This is a genomic window from Rhodoferax sp. EU05-FHT12H12 (assembly GCF_058791215.1).
Genome location: NZ_JBYTDI010000005.1, coordinates 17,205 through 31,550, shown reverse-complemented (window position 1 = coordinate 31,550; position 14,346 = coordinate 17,205). Strand labels below are relative to the sequence as shown.

General features: G+C 62.2%; 16 protein-coding genes. 8 read left to right on the top strand and 8 right to left on the bottom strand.

From position 1 onward, the window contains the following. Window position 1 precedes the first annotated feature (1 nt). Window positions 2-448, top strand: coding sequence for a dUTP diphosphatase (dut, locus tag AC3WS7_RS14655; protein WP_492656873.1), 447 nt, complete (start codon window positions 2-4; stop codon window positions 446-448). A gap of 23 nt (window positions 449-471) precedes the next feature. On the opposite strand, the gene AC3WS7_RS14650 is transcribed toward dut, so the two are convergent. Beyond that, window positions 472-1,005, bottom strand: a complete 534-nt coding sequence (locus tag AC3WS7_RS14650; protein WP_492656872.1) for an FKBP-type peptidyl-prolyl cis-trans isomerase — start codon at window positions 1,003-1,005, stop codon at window positions 472-474. Between the two features lie 14 nt (window positions 1,006-1,019). Here AC3WS7_RS14650 and AC3WS7_RS14645 point away from each other — a divergent pair, with 14 nt between their 5' ends. Together AC3WS7_RS14645 and AC3WS7_RS14640 are read left to right on the top strand one after the other, a co-directional pair. After that, window positions 1,020-2,150, top strand: coding sequence for a JmjC domain-containing protein (locus tag AC3WS7_RS14645; RefSeq protein WP_492656871.1), 1,131 nt, complete (start codon window positions 1,020-1,022; stop codon window positions 2,148-2,150). After that, complete coding sequence (locus AC3WS7_RS14640; RefSeq protein ID WP_492656870.1) at window positions 2,143-2,649, top strand: hypothetical protein; 507 nt, start codon at window positions 2,143-2,145, stop codon at window positions 2,647-2,649. Before AC3WS7_RS14645 ends, AC3WS7_RS14640 begins: the two co-directional genes overlap by 8 nt. 105 nt (window positions 2,650-2,754) lie before the next feature. Here AC3WS7_RS14640 and AC3WS7_RS14635 read toward each other — a convergent pair whose 3' ends face one another. The 7 genes from AC3WS7_RS14635 to AC3WS7_RS14605 are packed head-to-tail and all read right to left on the bottom strand — an operon-like array spanning window position 2,755 to window position 7,875. After that, window positions 2,755-3,051 carry a hypothetical protein gene (locus AC3WS7_RS14635; RefSeq protein WP_492656869.1) on the bottom strand — a complete coding sequence of 99 codons (297 nt, stop codon included), beginning with the start codon at window positions 3,049-3,051 and terminating at the stop codon, window positions 2,755-2,757. Window positions 3,052-3,083: 32 nt separating this feature from the next. After that, window positions 3,084-4,166, bottom strand: a complete 1,083-nt coding sequence (bamC, locus tag AC3WS7_RS14630) for an NlpB/DapX family lipoprotein (protein ID WP_492656868.1) — start codon at window positions 4,164-4,166, stop codon at window positions 3,084-3,086. 24 nt (window positions 4,167-4,190) lie between these two features. Further along, the gene (dapA, locus tag AC3WS7_RS14625; RefSeq protein ID WP_492656867.1) at window positions 4,191-5,087 is read right to left on the bottom strand and encodes a 4-hydroxy-tetrahydrodipicolinate synthase; all 897 of its coding nucleotides are present in this window, start codon (window positions 5,085-5,087) and stop codon (window positions 4,191-4,193) included. 34 nt (window positions 5,088-5,121) lie between these two features. Continuing rightward, window positions 5,122-5,700, bottom strand: a complete 579-nt coding sequence (locus AC3WS7_RS14620) for a class I SAM-dependent methyltransferase (protein ID WP_492656866.1) — start codon at window positions 5,698-5,700, stop codon at window positions 5,122-5,124. Continuing rightward, window positions 5,697-6,509: an SDR family oxidoreductase gene (locus tag AC3WS7_RS14615; RefSeq protein ID WP_492657039.1), complete on the bottom strand. Its 813-nt coding sequence runs from the start codon at window positions 6,507-6,509 to the stop codon at window positions 5,697-5,699. Before AC3WS7_RS14615 ends, AC3WS7_RS14620 begins: the two co-directional genes overlap by 4 nt. A 24-nt stretch (window positions 6,510-6,533) precedes the next feature. Beyond that, a complete protein-coding gene (locus AC3WS7_RS14610) occupies window positions 6,534-6,659 on the bottom strand; it encodes a hypothetical protein (protein ID WP_296471682.1) in 126 nt (41 codons plus the stop codon). Between the two features lies 1 nt (window position 6,660). Beyond that, a complete protein-coding gene (locus tag AC3WS7_RS14605; RefSeq protein WP_296471680.1) occupies window positions 6,661-7,875 on the bottom strand; it encodes an MFS transporter in 1,215 nt (404 codons plus the stop codon). A 127-nt stretch (window positions 7,876-8,002) separates the two neighbouring features. On the opposite strand from AC3WS7_RS14605, the gene AC3WS7_RS14600 reads away from it, so the two are divergent. The 5 genes from AC3WS7_RS14600 to AC3WS7_RS14580 are packed head-to-tail and all read left to right on the top strand — an operon-like array spanning window position 8,003 to window position 13,883. Then, on the top strand, window positions 8,003-9,973 hold the full coding sequence (locus tag AC3WS7_RS14600) for a DNA topoisomerase IV subunit B (protein WP_296471677.1): 1,971 nt from the start codon (window positions 8,003-8,005) through the stop codon (window positions 9,971-9,973). A gap of 44 nt (window positions 9,974-10,017) precedes the next feature. After that, entirely contained in the window at window positions 10,018-10,851 is an 834-nt protein-coding gene (locus tag AC3WS7_RS14595; protein ID WP_492656865.1) for a lytic transglycosylase domain-containing protein, read from the top strand. Between the two features lie 6 nt (window positions 10,852-10,857). Next, window positions 10,858-13,245: a DNA topoisomerase IV subunit A gene (parC, locus tag AC3WS7_RS14590; RefSeq protein WP_492656864.1), complete on the top strand. Its 2,388-nt coding sequence runs from the start codon at window positions 10,858-10,860 to the stop codon at window positions 13,243-13,245. Between the two features lie 5 nt (window positions 13,246-13,250). Then, entirely contained in the window at window positions 13,251-13,535 is a 285-nt protein-coding gene (locus AC3WS7_RS14585; RefSeq protein WP_296471671.1) for a hypothetical protein, read from the top strand. A 9-nt stretch (window positions 13,536-13,544) separates the two neighbouring features. Next, window positions 13,545-13,883: a zinc ribbon domain-containing protein YjdM gene (locus AC3WS7_RS14580; RefSeq protein ID WP_492656863.1), complete on the top strand. Its 339-nt coding sequence runs from the start codon at window positions 13,545-13,547 to the stop codon at window positions 13,881-13,883. Window positions 13,884-14,346 lie beyond the last annotated feature (463 nt).

The window sequence follows — 14,346 nt, the reverse complement described above, 5'->3', positions numbered from 1 at the left end:
CATGAAAATTGACGTCAAGATCCTCGACAGCCGCCTGAATGAGAACCTGCCTACGTATGCCACGCCCGGCAGCGCGGGACTGGATTTGCGGGCCTGCCTGGACGCTCCGCTGACCCTGGCGCCCAATGCCTGGCAACTGGTGCCTACCGGCATGGCCATTTACCTGGAAGACCCCGCCTATGCGGCGCTTATCCTGCCGCGCTCGGGCCTGGGCCACAAACACGGCATCGTTCTGGGTAATCTGGTGGGGTTGATCGACAGCGACTACCAGGGCCAGCTCATGGTGAGTGCCTGGAACCGCAGTGCCGTGGAGTTCACCATCCAGCCCATGGAGCGCATTGCACAGCTCATGATCGTGCCAGTGGTGCAGGCGCAGTTCAATGTGGTGACTGAATTCCCGGCCTCGCAGCGTGGCGAAGGCGGCTACGGCTCCACAGGCAAGGCCTGAGCCGTAGCTATACCAACGCCGCTTTAGTGCAGCGTGTCGTTGCCGGGGGCAGACGCGTGGACCGGCTGAATACGGAAGAAGCCGGTGCCGGCGGTGCCGCGGCCGATTTCTTCTTCAGTCGCTTCGCGCACGGATTCCACCTTGAGGCTGATGCGAATGGCGATACCCGCCAGCGGGTGGTTGCCGTCCAGCACCACGTGTTCGGGATAAATGTCGGTGATCGTGTAGAGCGCGTCTTTGGGGGCATCCGGGTTGCAGCCCGTAGGCAGGGCGTGGCCTTCCATGGTTAGGCCTTCTTGCAACTCTGCGGGAAACAGGGTGCGTGGTTCCAGAAACAGCAGTTGGTCGTTGAAGTCGCCAAAGGCCTGCTCGGGTTCAATTTGCAAGTCCAGCTTGGCGCCCGCCACATGGCCTTGCAGGGCGGCTTCAATCGGGGGCAACAGGTCGTTGCCGCCCAACAAAAACTCCACCGGATCGTCCAAAACGTCCAGTTCTTCGCCCAAAGTGTCTTTCAGCGTCCAGGTGAGGGCAACGACGCATTGCGGTGTGATTTCCATAGGAGAATTGTCCCATGAACATCCAAGAACCATTGCAACTGCTGGGCGGACTCTCGCCAAAAACCTTTATGCAACGCCACTGGCAGAAAAAGCCGCTGGTGATCCGGCAGGCGATTCCGGGCTTTGCGCCGCTGCTGGACCGGGCTGAGCTGCTGGATTTGGCGGCCCAAGAAGACGTGGAGTCGCGGCTGGTGGTGCAGGCCTCTGTCAAGGGCGGTGCCGGCTGGCGTTTCAAACACGGGCCGTTTGCACGCAAGGCATTGCCACCCTTCAAACAAGCCGGCTGGACCATGCTGGTACAGGGTGTGGATCTGCACGACGAGCGCCTCCACGCCCTGATGAACCAGTTCCGCTTTGTGCCCGATGCGCGCCTGGATGACCTGATGATCAGCTATGCCACCGATGGTGGCGGAGTAGGGCCGCACTTTGACAGCTACGACGTGTTCTTGCTGCAAGCCCATGGCCGCCGGCGCTGGCGCATTGGTCGCCAGAAGGATCTGAGTCTGCAACCCGACATGCCACTCAAGATCCTGGCGAACTTTGAGCCCGAAGAAGAGTTTGTGCTGGAGCCCGGTGACATGCTGTACCTCCCGCCCAAGTACGCACACGACGGCATTGCCGAGGGCGAGTGCATGACCTACTCGATTGGGTTTCGATCACCGGATCGCGCTGAGTTGGCGCAAGAAATTTTGCAGCGGCTGGCCGAACAAGCGGTGGATGAGCTGGGCCCCGGCTTGTACCGTGACCCCAAACAGGAGGCCGTGGAGCGCAGTGCCGCCATGCCCGCGGCATTGCTGGAGTTTGCCCATGTCGCTTTGCAGGATGCCCTGCGGGACCCCAAGGCCGTCGCCCGCGCGGTGGGCGAGTACCTGAGCGAGCCCAAGGCCAATGTCTGGTTTGATGGCGGTGAGCCGGAGGTGCAGGGCGCTGTGCGCCTGGACCGCAAGACCCGCATGCTGTATGACGCTGACCATGTATTCATCAATGGCGAAAGCTTCAACGCTGGTGGCAAGGATGCACAGCTCATGCGCGCACTGGCTGACACGCGCTGCCTGGGCGCAGCAGATGTCAAGCGCCTGAGTGCTGGGGCACGTGCACTGATGGATGACTGGTGCGCTGTTGGCTGGTTGTATCCCGATGACTGAGTTGCCACAGCCCTCCACGCCTCTCTTCGAAGGGAGTTTTGCGGGGCTTGCCGCATTTGCGCAACTGGTACGCGAAGCGCTGGCGTGTGCTGCGCGGGAGGGTTGGTCGCAGATGGTGTGGAGCGATGCGAGTTTTCTCGATTGGCCCCTGCGCGAGAAAGCCGTGGTCGAGTCCCTGAATGCCTGGTCTGGCAGTGGCCGTCGGCTGGTGCTGTTGGCGCAACGGTTTGACGAGGTGCAGCGCCACCACGCACGCTTTGTGCAATGGCGCAATACGTGGGACCACCTGGTGGAATGCCGCGTGTGCAAACAGTTGGATGCTTCGGAATTTCCCAGCGCGTTGTGGAGTCCGCACTGGGTCATGCGGCGCCTGGACGTGGAACGCAGCACCGGTGTTGCGGGGTATGAACCGCAACGCCGCGTGCTGTTGAAAGAGGAACTGGAGGAGTGCCGACGCCAGAGCTCTCCGGGGTTTCCGAGCACTATTTTGGGTTTGTGAGTGTATAAAAAGGGTTTACCCCTATGCACTGTTTTGGGTCTTGTATAATTTTGAGCTCTGGGGAAAGAGATCGAATGCTTTTGCCAGGGCTGGGTGGCTTGCCACCTAGGCAATTTCCGGAAATTGTTTCGTTAACTCACTTTTGAACTTAAAAATGAACAAATCTCTCGTTTTGGCAGCTTTGATCGCTGCTGCTGCCCTGGCTGCTTGCGGTAAAAAAGAAGAGGCTCCTGCTGCTGCTCCTGCCGTTGAAGCTCCTGCTGCTGCTCCCGCACCAGCTGCTGCTCCTGCTGCTGAAGCTCCTGCTGCTGCTCCCGCAGCTGCCGCTTCCGAGCCAGCCAAGCAGTAATCTGCTTGCAGACGAAAAAAAACCACCGCAAGGTGGTTTTTTTTCGTCTGCACCGTGTGGGCGTGACCCCACATACAGCAGTGTGTTACTTGATGTCGTCAGCCAGTACCTTCACGATACGCTGCGCGATGGCAGAAGTTTCGGCTTGTCCGTTCGTATTCAGCACCAGCACGTTGGATGATTCGCCAGTGCTGCGCACGGCGATCTGGTACTTGGTGGGCTCTGTGCCTTTGCTGGAGCCGCTGAACAGCTTGCTGAAGAAACCGGGCTCCGAGTTTTCGGAGGTGGTGCTCACGTAGCGGACAAAGTAAATGCCCTGCTTGCGGTCACGGTCTTCCACCGTGAAACCGGTGCGGTCCAGTGCCAGACCGACGCGGCGCCAAGCGCGGTCAAAACCTTCTTCCAGTTTGACTGCCGGTTGGCCGTTCACCGTGGTCACGGCGGCAATAGCCTTGGGGGCGCTGGCGGTCACCAAGGCTTTGGATTGCTCTTGGGAGACACCCAACTTCACCATCAGGCGGCGCAGAAACTCGGCTTCCAGCTCGGGGTCGGCCGCGCGGGGTTGCCACATGGTTTGTTTTTCGCCGGTGGTGGTGTAAACCTCGACCATGCCGCGGTGGCTGATGAAGATCTCTGTGTTGCCGTTGGCATCACGTTCCAGGCGGGTGCGGAACTTGTCCCGCTCGCCGGTGGAGTACAGGGAATCCAGCAATTTGCCCAAGGTGGCGCGGATGACGTCTTGCGGAATCTTGGCGCGGTTTTCGGCCCAGTCGGTTTCCATGATGCCCAGATTGCTCTGGTCCATCGCGAGCAAGAATCCGTTCTCTTGCCAGAAGTCTTTCACTGGCTCCCACAGCTTGTCGGCCGGGCGGTTCACCACCAGCCAGCGCTGGTTGCCTGCACGTTCGATGCGAACATCGCCCACGCTCAACGTGGCCACGGGAACCTTGTTATTTGCGGCCTGATTGGCTTGGTAGCCTGACGCAGAAATCGCTCCATCCACCACGGTGTAGCGGGTGTCTTTGGAGAGTTGGGTCAGGTCTGGCGGGATGTCCAGCGAAGGTGCTTTGCCGGTGGACCGGTAGTCCACCTTGTCCGATTCCAGGGAGCCGCATGCGCCCAGGGCCAGGGTGATGCCAATCAAGGCAGCTTTGGAGGTGAAATTCACAGAGGGTTCCAGTGGCGTAAAAGCTCAGATCAATCCGCAGGTCTTCAGCGCGCGTTCGAGCACGGGCTGACTGGCCGCGGTTAATGGTGTTAAGGGCAGGCGCAACGCCTGCTTGCTCAGACCCATGCGGGATACCGCCCATTTCACGGGGATGGGGTTGGACTCCACAAACAGGGCTTTGTGCAGTGGCAGCAGCTGCAGCTGAATCTCCATGGCACGGGTCACGTTGCCCGCCATGGCGGCCACACACAGCTCATGCATCAGGCGTGGGGCCACGTTGGCCGTCACGCTCACGTTGCCGTGGCCACCGCACAGCATCAGTGCTACGGCGGTAGGGTCATCACCGCTGTAAATGGAGAAGTGTTTGGGGGCATCCTTGATCAACCACTGGGCGCGCTCGATATTGCCGGTGGCTTCCTTGATGCCCACAATGCCGGGCACCTCAGCCAGGCGAAGCACCGTGTCGTGTGCCATATCAGCGACCGAGCGGCCGGGCACGTTGTAGAGCACGATGGGCAGATCACCGGTGGCTTCGGCAATGGCCTTGAAGTGCTGGAACTGGCCTTCTTGGGTGGGCTTGTTGTAGTAGGGCACTACCTGCAGCTGGCAATCGGCGCCCACGCCTTTGGCAAACCTGGCCAAGGCAATCGCCTCGCGGGTGGAGTTGCCGCCGCAACCGGCCATGATGGGTACGCGGCCCGCGGCCTGTTCGACCGACACGCGGATGATTTCGCAATGCTCGTCCACACTGACCGTGGGCGACTCACCGGTGGTACCCACCACACCGATGCAATCGGTGCCTTCGGCAATGTGCCAATCAATCAGTTTGCGCAGCGCGGGGTAGTCCACGGAGCCGTCGTCGAGCATCGGGGTGATGAGGGCTACGATGCTGCCCCTGATTGGACCTTTGGAAGCGTTCATGGTGTGTGGTGGATTCAGTAAACGGGCATTTTAACTAGAGTGCGTGTCGGGCCGACACAGCCCCAGTGTCCGGGTGGGTAAAGATACGTAAGGCGGCAATGCGCTGCACAAAGCGGGCGGGATTGTCCAGGTAACCCTGCTCAAACGCGACCACATGCCAAGCTGCGCACACGTCCAAGAGTTCGCCGGGCCGCAGCAGAAAATCCGGGCGACCGGGGCGCCCTACGGTTTCATTGCCAGCAGCAAAGGTCTCATACAGTAACACTCCGCCGGGAGCCACGCTGTCCAGCAGGGTGGGAAACAGGGGGCGCCACAGGTAGTTGGTCACCACCACGGCGCCAAACGCCTGCGGGGTGCCATCGTGCAGCAGGGGCCAAGGCGCATTTTCAACATCTGCGGTGACCAGTGTGGCTGTCGGTACACGCTGGGCCGCCTGGGTGGTGTCCAGGTCAATACCTGTGACCGCATGGCCGCGCCGGGCAAACCATGCCAAGTGCCGACCTACACCGCAGGCCACATCCAGCACGCGAGCTTCTGGGGGCAGCAAATGGCTCCAGCGCTGCACCCAGGCAGAGGCGGCGCCGCTGCCGTGGGCGGTATCGTTGGCGCTCATTGCGGTTTGACGTGGTCTTTGAGTGCCGCCAGTGCCATCTTTTCCACCACACCGGGGAGCAGCAGTTTGATGAAGCGGCCCAGCTTGCCCTTGGTGGTCATCACCACTTCTCGTTCGCGTTTGGCCATCCCTTCCAAAATCAGCCGCGCGCATTCCTCCACTGTCATCGCGTCGTCCTCTTTCAGTCCGCTGGACCCCGCGGCCTGGCCTGCAGCATTGAGGCCGCGGCTTCGGATATTCGTCAGCACCACGCCGGGGTAGGCGGTGGTGACGCTCACGCCCGCACCGCGCAACTCGGTGCGCAGGGCCTCAAAGAAACCGGTCATGGCGAATTTGGAGGCGCTGTAGGCAGTGCGGCCTGGCACGCCCACCAGCCCGGCCAGCGACGACACGGCCACGATATGGCCCTGGCTGGCCTTGAGGTGGGGCAGGGCGGCATGGGTACACCACACACTGCCCCAGAGGTTGATGCGCATGAGCTGCTCGAACCAGCTCAGGTCTTCGGCCTTTACATCGCTGAATAGGGCCTGCGCCGAGATGCCGGCGTTGTTGATCAGTGCATCCACCCGGCCAAAACGCTGCATGGTCTGGTCCACCAAGGCGCGGCACTGGGCTTCTATGGACACATCCGTGGGCACGACCAGGGTTTGCGCGCCCAGTGCTTGGCATTGGGCGGCTACGGCGTGGAGCAGCTCCACGTTGCGCGCCGCCAGCACCAGCGCGGCTTTGCCCCCGTGGTGGCGGGCCAACTGGCGCGCCATTTCGGCGCCAATGCCATCGGAGGCGCCCGTGATGATGGTGGTGTTCAGGCTATCGGTCATTGGGGGGGGTGATCAAAAACAGGCCCAGACCTGGTTGGCCAGCTGGACCAGAAAGTCGGGTTGGGTGTACAGGTAAAACACACCCAGCAGCGCCGCGACCACGGCACTCCAGATGAACAGGCGGTTGCGGGTTACCACGTCAGTGTGCCAGCGCCGTGCGCTGGATGGGCGCTTCGCGCACTGGCAGGTTCACCAGCGCGGCCAGCACGCCCAAGGCAATGGCGATGTACCAGACGATGTCGTAGCTGCCGGTTTTGTCATAGAGGTAGCCGCCCAGCCAGACGCCCATGAAAGAGCCAATCTGGTGGCTGAAGAACACAAAACCACCCAACATGGACAGATGGGCGACGCCAAAAATCTGTGCCACCGTGGCATTGGTGGGCGGGATGGTGGACAACCACAGCAGCCCCATGACCGATGCAAACACGTAGACACTGGCGGGAGACAGCGGCACCAGCAAAAACACACTGATGGCCACGGCGCGGGCCAGGTAGATAAACGCCAGGATGTTTTTCTTGGCCATCTTCTGGCCCAACACACCCGCGGCATAGGTGCCAAACACATTGAACAGGCCGATCAGCGCCAGTGCGTAGCTCGCCACCTGGGGCGACAGGCCCTTGTCTTTGAGGTAGCTGGGCATGTGCACGCCAATGAACACGACCTGGAAGCCGCAAACAAAGTAGCCCGCCATCAGCAACTGAAAGCTCGGGTATTTGAACGCTTCACGCAGCGCTTGCCCAATGGATTGATCGCGCTTGGGCGCAGTGGCTCCGCCAAAGCCGGGCTCCCGCAGCCCCCAGGCCAGCGGGATCATCAGCAACGCGGCGGCGCCCAGCACCACCAGCGCCTCCTGCCAGCCCAGGCTGCCGATCAGGAATCCTTCGGTCGGCACCATCAAAAACTGCCCAAATGACCCCGCTGCCGCGGCCACGCCCATGGCCCAGGAGCGCTTCTCCAGCGACACATTGCGCCCGATCACGCCATAAATGACCGCATAGGTGGTACCGGCCTGCGCCATGCCGATCAGCACGCCGCTGGACAGCGAAAATAGCAGCGGCGTGTTGGCGTAGGCCATGCCGACCAAGCCCAGTGCGTACAGCACCGCGCCGCCCACAATCACGCGAAAGGCGCCAAAGCGGTCGGCCGCCATGCCGGCAAATATGCCCGACAGGCCCCACACCAGGTTCTGGATGGCTATGGCGAAGGCAAAGGTCTCGCGTGTCCAGCCCTGGGCTTGGGTGATGGGCTGCAGCCACAGGCCAAAGCCGTGGCGTATGCCCATGGACAGGGTGACGATGGTGGCTCCGCAGGCCAGGATCTGGACGATGGAGAGTGGTTTGTGGGAGGAAGTCATCGTTGAAATGTAGCCCGTTTGCCATGGTCTTGCTGCAGCAGCTGTGACAAACTTGGCAACCCATATGCTGGTGTATTCTGTATATGCATACAGTTGTTTTCTCAGCGCCCACTACAATCCGCCCACTATGGCAGTGAAACCCACCCCCGAATATTCCGAATCGTCGATCCGCGTGCTCAAGGGCCTGGAGCCCGTGAAACAGCGCCCGGGCATGTACACCCGCACGGACAACCCGCTGCACATCATCCAGGAAGTGCTGGACAATGCCGCCGACGAGGCACTGGCCGGTCACGGCAAAAAAATCAAAGTCACCCTGCATGCCGATGGCTCCGTCAGCGTGGAAGACGATGGCCGCGGCATCCCGTTTGGCATGCACCCCGAAGAAAAAGCACCCGTGATCGAGCTGGTGTTCACCCGCCTGCACGCGGGTGGCAAGTTCGACAAGGGCAAGGGCGGCGCCTACAGCTTCTCCGGCGGCTTGCACGGCGTGGGCGTGAGTGTGACCAACGCGCTGGGCAAGCGCCTGGAGGCCACCAGCTACCGCGAAGGCTCGGTCGCCCGTCTGGCGTTTGAGGGCGGCGACGTGACCGAGGCGCTGGAGATCCGCAAGGCCGGCGAGGGCGACCGCAAGCAGGGCACCACGGTGCGTGTCTGGCCCGATGCCAAATATTTCGAATCTGCCGTACTGCCCATGGGCGAGCTGACTCACCTGCTGCGCAGCAAGGCGGTGCTGATGCCCGGCGTCAGCGTGACGCTGGTGAATGAAAAGAGCAAAGAGAGCCAAAACTGGCTCTACAAAGGTGGCCTCAAAGACTATCTGGGCCAGACGCTCACCGCCGACCCGGTCATCCCCATGTTTGATGGTGAGGGCTTTGCCGACAGCCAGAGCGACAACTTCGCCGAAGGCGAGGGCGCCAGCTGGTGCGTGGCCTTTACCGAAGAAGGCCAGCCGGTGCGCGAGAGTTATGTCAACCTGATCCCGACCAGCGCCGGTGGCACGCACGAGAGCGGCCTGCGCGATGGCCTGTTCACCGCGGTCAAAAGCTTTATCGAACTGCACAGCCTGCTGCCCAAGGGCGTGAAGCTGATGCCCGAAGACGTGTTTGCCCGGGCCAGCTATGTGCTGAGTGCCAAGGTTCTGGACCCGCAGTTCCAGGGCCAGATCAAGGAGCGCCTGAACTCGCGTGATGCGGTGCGCCTGGTCAGCAGCTTCGTGCGCCCCACGCTGGAGCTGTGGCTGAACCAGCATGTGGACTACGGCAAAAAACTGGCCGAGCTGGCCATCAAGGCCGCACAGACGCGGCAAAAAGCGGGCCAGAAGGTCGAGAAACGCAAGAGCAGCGGCGTGGCCGTGTTGCCCGGCAAGCTCACCGATTGCGAAAGCCGCGACATTGCCTACAACGAAGTGTTTCTGGTCGAAGGCGACTCCGCCGGCGGCAGCGCCAAGATGGGCCGCGACAAGGAAAACCAAGCCATCCTGCCGCTGCGCGGCAAGGTGCTCAACACCTGGGAGGTGGACCGCGACCGCCTGTTTGCCAACACCGAAATCCACGACATCTCGGTCGCCATTGGAGTGGACCCGCATGGCCCCAACGACACGCCCGACCTGAGCGGCCTGCGCTATGGCAAGGTCTGCATCCTGAGTGATGCGGACGTGGACGGCTCGCACATCCAGGTGCTGCTGCTCACGCTGTTCTTCCGCCATTTTCCCAAGCTCATCGAGACGGGCCACGTGTTTGTGGCACGTCCGCCTCTGTTCCGCGTGGATGCACCGGCCCGTGGCAAAAAGCCCGCCAGCAAAGCCTATGCGCTAGACGAAGGTGAACTGGTGGCCATTCTGGACAAGCTGCGCAAGGAAGGCGTGCGCGAAGGCGCCTGGTCCATCAGCCGCTTCAAAGGCCTGGGCGAGATGAATGCTGAACAGCTGTGGGACACCACGCTCAACCCCGACACCCGCCGCCTGCTACCGGTGGCGCTGGGCGCGATTGACTTTGGCGCGACCGAATCGCTGATCACCAAGCTGATGGGCAAAGGCGAGGCCGCGGCGCGCCGTGAGCTGATGGAGCTGCACGGCGACTCGGTCGAGATCGACGTCTGATTGCTATGAAAATAGTAGCTGCTTGCGCACTGTTGACGGGGGCTATGGCCTCTTTTTATGCCCAAGCGGACGTTTGGGTGTGGGTCGATGAGCAGGGCCACAGCCACTTTGCGGCCGAGCAGGTGGACGCGCGCTACAGCCAGTTTTATCGGGCGCCCTTGCAGTCCACGGCACCGGGCACGGCCGAACCTGCAGTGGCTGCCGCACCTGAGGTCAACCCCAAGCTGGCCGAGTTTTTCGAATCCTCGCCGCGCTATCGCAAGATCCAGCCGTTGCTCAAAGACGCAGCGGCGCGTTACCGCGTGGACTATGAGCTGTTGCAGGCCCTGGTGGCCACGGAGTCCGGCTTTGACGCCGAGGCCGTGTCCCCCAAGGGCGCCGTCGGTCTCATGCAGGTGATGCCCGACACTGCGCGCCGCTTTGGCGTGGATGGCGATCGCCGGCGATCGGTGGAGTCCAAGCTGACCGACCCCAAGACCAATATCAACCTGGGCACACGTTACCTGCGCCTGCTGATCGACATGTTCCCCGGCAAGCTGGACTTGGCGCTGGCCTCGTACAACGCGGGCGAGGGTGCGGTGCAGCGCGCGGGCAACAAGGTGCCCAACTACAAAGAAACCCAAAACTACGTGGCCACCGTTGGCGAGCTGTATGCCGCCCTCAAACCCGTGCCCGTGGCCCAGGTGAACAAGACGGCGTCTGGCCGTGTGAAAGCCACCTATGGCGAAGGCTACGTGCTGGCCGGCGCCCGTGATCCCTATGTACTAAGAGCGCCCGGCGCTGCCCAGGCCATGGCCTTGGGCGGCGCTGCAGGCCGCGGCAATATGGTGGCGCCCTTGCAGGGCCAGCCCGTGCCGCAGACCCCGATAGCTGACTGACGAAACATGACTGACCAAACCACGCTCGATCTGATCCCCGAACCCGCCGCCCCCGGCGATGACAGCGAACTCAACCTGGCCACCTACGCGCAGCGCGCCTATCTGGAGTACGCACTTTCCGTCGTCAAGGGGCGTGCACTGCCCGATGTGTGCGACGGCCTCAAGCCCGTGCAGCGCCGCATTCTGTACAGCATGTCGCGCATGGGCCTGGGCTTTGGTGGCACCAACGGCAATGTGGGCGCCAAGCCCGTCAAAAGCGCCCGTGTGGTGGGCGACGTGCTGGGCCGCTTCCACCCGCATGGCGACCAGTCGGCGTATGACGCGCTGGTGCGCATGGCGCAAGATTTCTCGCAGCGTTACCCGCTGGTGGACGGCCAGGGGAACTTCGGCAGCCGTGACGGCGACGGCGCCGCGGCCATGCGTTACACCGAGGCCCGCCTGGCCAAGATCACCAGCCTGCTGCTCGACGAGATCGACATGGGCACGGTGGACTTCCAGCCCAACTACGATGGCTCCACCGAAGAGCCCTGCCAGTTGCCGGCCCGCCTGCCGTTCAGCCTGTTGAACGGTGCCAGTGGCATTGCGGTCGGCTTGGCCACCGAAATCCCCAGCCACAACCTGCGCGAGATTGCCGACGCCTGCGTGGCGCTGATCAAGACGCCCGCGCTGGCAGACGCCGAGCTCTATACGCTGATCCCCGGCCCTGACTTCCCCGGCGGTGGCCAGATCATCAGCCCCGCCCAGGACATTGCCGATGCCTACCGCACCGGCCGTGGCAGCCTCAAGGTGCGCGCGCGCTGGAAGATTGAAGACCTGGCGCGCGGCCAGTGGCAGCTGGTGGTGACCGAGCTGCCGCCCGGCGTGAGCAGCCAGCGTGTGCTGGAAGAAATTGAAGAACTCACCAACCCCAAGGTCAAGGCCGGCAAGAAGGCTCTGAGTCAGGAGCAAACCCAGCTCAAGGCCAGCATCTTGAACGTGCTGGACGTGGTGCGTGATGAATCGAACAAAGACGCCTTGGTGCGCCTGGTGTTCGAGCCCAAGACCCGCACCGTGGAGCAGCAAGAGCTGATCACCGCGCTCTTGGCCCACACCAGCCTGGAAACGTCTTCGCCCATCAACCTCACCATGGTGGGGCTGGATGGCCGGCCCACGCAAAAATCGCTGCGGCAGATGCTGACCGAGTGGATCAGCTTCCGCCAGACCACCATCGAGAAGCGTAGCCGTCACCGCCTGGGCAAGGTGCTGGACCGCATCCATATTCTGGAAGGCCGCCAGACCGTTCTGCTGAACATCGACGAAGTCATCGCCATCATCCGCCAGTCGGATGAGCCCAAGGCCGCGCTGATGGCCCGCTTCAAGCTGAGCGATCGCCAAGCCGAAGACATCCTCGAAATCCGCCTGCGCCAACTGGCGCGGCTGGAAGCCATCAAGATCGAGCAAGAGCTGTCCGAGCTGCGCACCGAACAGGGCAAGCTGGAAGAAATTCTGGGCAGCCCCGCTGCGTTGCGCCGCCTCATGGTCAAAGAGATTGAGGCGGACGCCAAAGTGTTTGCCGACCCGCGCCGCACCCTGATCCAGACCGAGAAAAAGGCCGTGGCTGAAGTGAAGGTGGTGGACGAGCCGGTGACTGTGGTGGTGTCCGAAAAAGGCTGGGTGCGGGCCCGCACCGGCCATGGCCACGAGGCCTCCACCTTCGCCTTCAAGGCGGGTGACGGCCTGTACGGCACGTTTGAATGCCGCACGGTGGACACGCTGCTGGTGTTCGGTTCCAACGGGCGCATCTACACCGTGCCGGTGTCTGCCTTGCCCGGCGGGCGGGGCGACGGCCAGCCGGTCACCACGCTGCTGGAGCTGGAGAGCGGCACGCAAATCCTGTATTACTTTGCCGGGCCCGCCAGCGCACAGTTGCTGCTGTCCAGCAGTGGCGGCTACGGCTTTATCGCCGGGGTGGAAAACATGACCTCCCGCCAAAAAGCCGGTAAGGCCTTTGTGGGAGTGGGCGAGGGCGAAACCCTGTGCGCTCCGTCCGTTGTAGCCGGTGCGCAAGGCAAGGTCACGGTGGCGGGCACGCCTGCAACGGTGGTGGCGCCTGCCACCCACGTAGCCTGCGCGTCCACCGGTGGGCGCATCCTCACGTTTGAGATCACCGAACTCAAGACCATGGAGAAGGGTGGCCGCGGCCTGATGCTGATCGACCTGGAAGCCAAAGACACCCTGGCCGGTGCTGCCGCCTACACCCGCAGCATCCGCATCGACGGCATTGGCCGCGGCGGCAAGGAGCGCGACGAAACCCTGGAAATCCGCAGCCTGAACAACGCCCGCGCCGCGCGTGGCCGCAAGGGCAAGGCGGCGGACCTGGGCTTCAAGCCGAACCGCATCACCCGGATGGAATAAGCCCCATGGTCGCCCCTCCCAACGACACCACCCTCAAGCTCAAGCTGCCCGACGGCGCCATGTTTGAAGACCTGAAGCTGCGCCGTTGCGCGGACGACGCCATCGACCTTGATATGGATCTGGTCGAGCGCATCTGCAAGCTCAACGATTGGGACTTCACCAAGGTCAAGCACAACCCCGGTCCGGTGGTGAGCACGATCTTGAGCGTCTGGTACAAGCAGCACCTGTCCGAGGGTGGTTCGCCAGACCTCCTGATGGAAGCTCTCAAACAGGCGTCCATGCGCCATTGAAAGAATACCTTGAACGCCTTGCCCCCGTGCCCCCAGTGCCAATCGGCCTACACCTATGAAGATGGCGCCGTGTTGGTCTGCCCCGAGTGTGCCCACGAATGGAGCCTTGGCGCCACCGTCCAGCAGGAGGTGGCCCGTGTCTGGAAAGACGCCAACGGCAATGTGCTGCAGGACGGCGACACCGTGGTGCTCGTCAAAGACCTGAAGGTCAAAGGATCTTCCAGCGCCATCAAGGTCGGCACCAAGGTCAAGAACATCCGTCTGGTCGAAGGTGATCACGACATCGACTGCAAGATTGACGGTTTTGGCGCGATGCAGCTCAAGTCAGAGTTTGTGAAAAAAGCCTGACGCGCGCGTTTCATCAGCGCCGCGGGTCTGCGGCATCGCGCACCGGCTGGGGCCAGACCCAATGGCAGGGCGGGCGTTGGGACGGCGTGTGGAGATGGATTGCCGCTCGGGAGCATTTGGAGATGCGGGGGATGTGCGGAAGCAGTGGGGCCGTGTTGTTGGCGTGATGTGGCTAATAGAATGCTCCTGATTCAGGAGCTACTCGCGCATATTCCACGAGGGCTAGAGCCTGTTTTTATCAAATTCTTGCTCCGCCTGACCATCCCGCATATCGCGGACCGGCACCCGTAAAACGGATGTTGAACTATCGAATAGCGCCCGTCTTGGGCCACTTGCGGAAGTTGGCCAGTGAATGCTTTCTGGAAGACAATCGCTCCCAACTGTCGCACCGCGGGATACGCAGCCGCCTAGCTGAAGTTTGCCTGAAGCCAACGGAAGCGTCTAAGGCTGGTAAAGCACTTCA

Excerpts from the sequence above, each read along its gene's own strand:
- AC3WS7_RS14585 (WP_296471671.1), top strand. The coding sequence starts at position 13,251 with ATGGTCGCCCCTCCCAACGACACCACCCTCAAGCTCAAGCTGCCCGAC.
- AC3WS7_RS14605 (WP_296471680.1), bottom strand. The coding sequence starts at position 7,875 with ATGACTTCCTCCCACAAACCACTCTCCATCGTCCAGATCCTGGCCTGC.
- AC3WS7_RS14595 (WP_492656865.1), top strand. The coding sequence starts at position 10,018 with ATGGCCTCTTTTTATGCCCAAGCGGACGTTTGGGTGTGGGTCGATGAG.
- AC3WS7_RS14620 (WP_492656866.1), bottom strand. The coding sequence starts at position 5,700 with ATGAGCGCCAACGATACCGCCCACGGCAGCGGCGCCGCCTCTGCCTGG.
- AC3WS7_RS14600 (WP_296471677.1), top strand. The coding sequence starts at position 8,003 with ATGGCAGTGAAACCCACCCCCGAATATTCCGAATCGTCGATCCGCGTG.
- dapA (WP_492656867.1), bottom strand. The coding sequence starts at position 5,087 with ATGAACGCTTCCAAAGGTCCAATCAGGGGCAGCATCGTAGCCCTCATC.
- AC3WS7_RS14640 (WP_492656870.1), top strand. The coding sequence starts at position 2,143 with ATGACTGAGTTGCCACAGCCCTCCACGCCTCTCTTCGAAGGGAGTTTT.
- AC3WS7_RS14645 (WP_492656871.1), top strand. The coding sequence starts at position 1,020 with ATGAACATCCAAGAACCATTGCAACTGCTGGGCGGACTCTCGCCAAAA.
- dut (WP_492656873.1), top strand. The coding sequence starts at position 2 with ATGAAAATTGACGTCAAGATCCTCGACAGCCGCCTGAATGAGAACCTG.
- parC (WP_492656864.1), top strand. The coding sequence starts at position 10,858 with ATGACTGACCAAACCACGCTCGATCTGATCCCCGAACCCGCCGCCCCC.
- AC3WS7_RS14650 (WP_492656872.1), bottom strand. The coding sequence starts at position 1,005 with ATGGAAATCACACCGCAATGCGTCGTTGCCCTCACCTGGACGCTGAAA.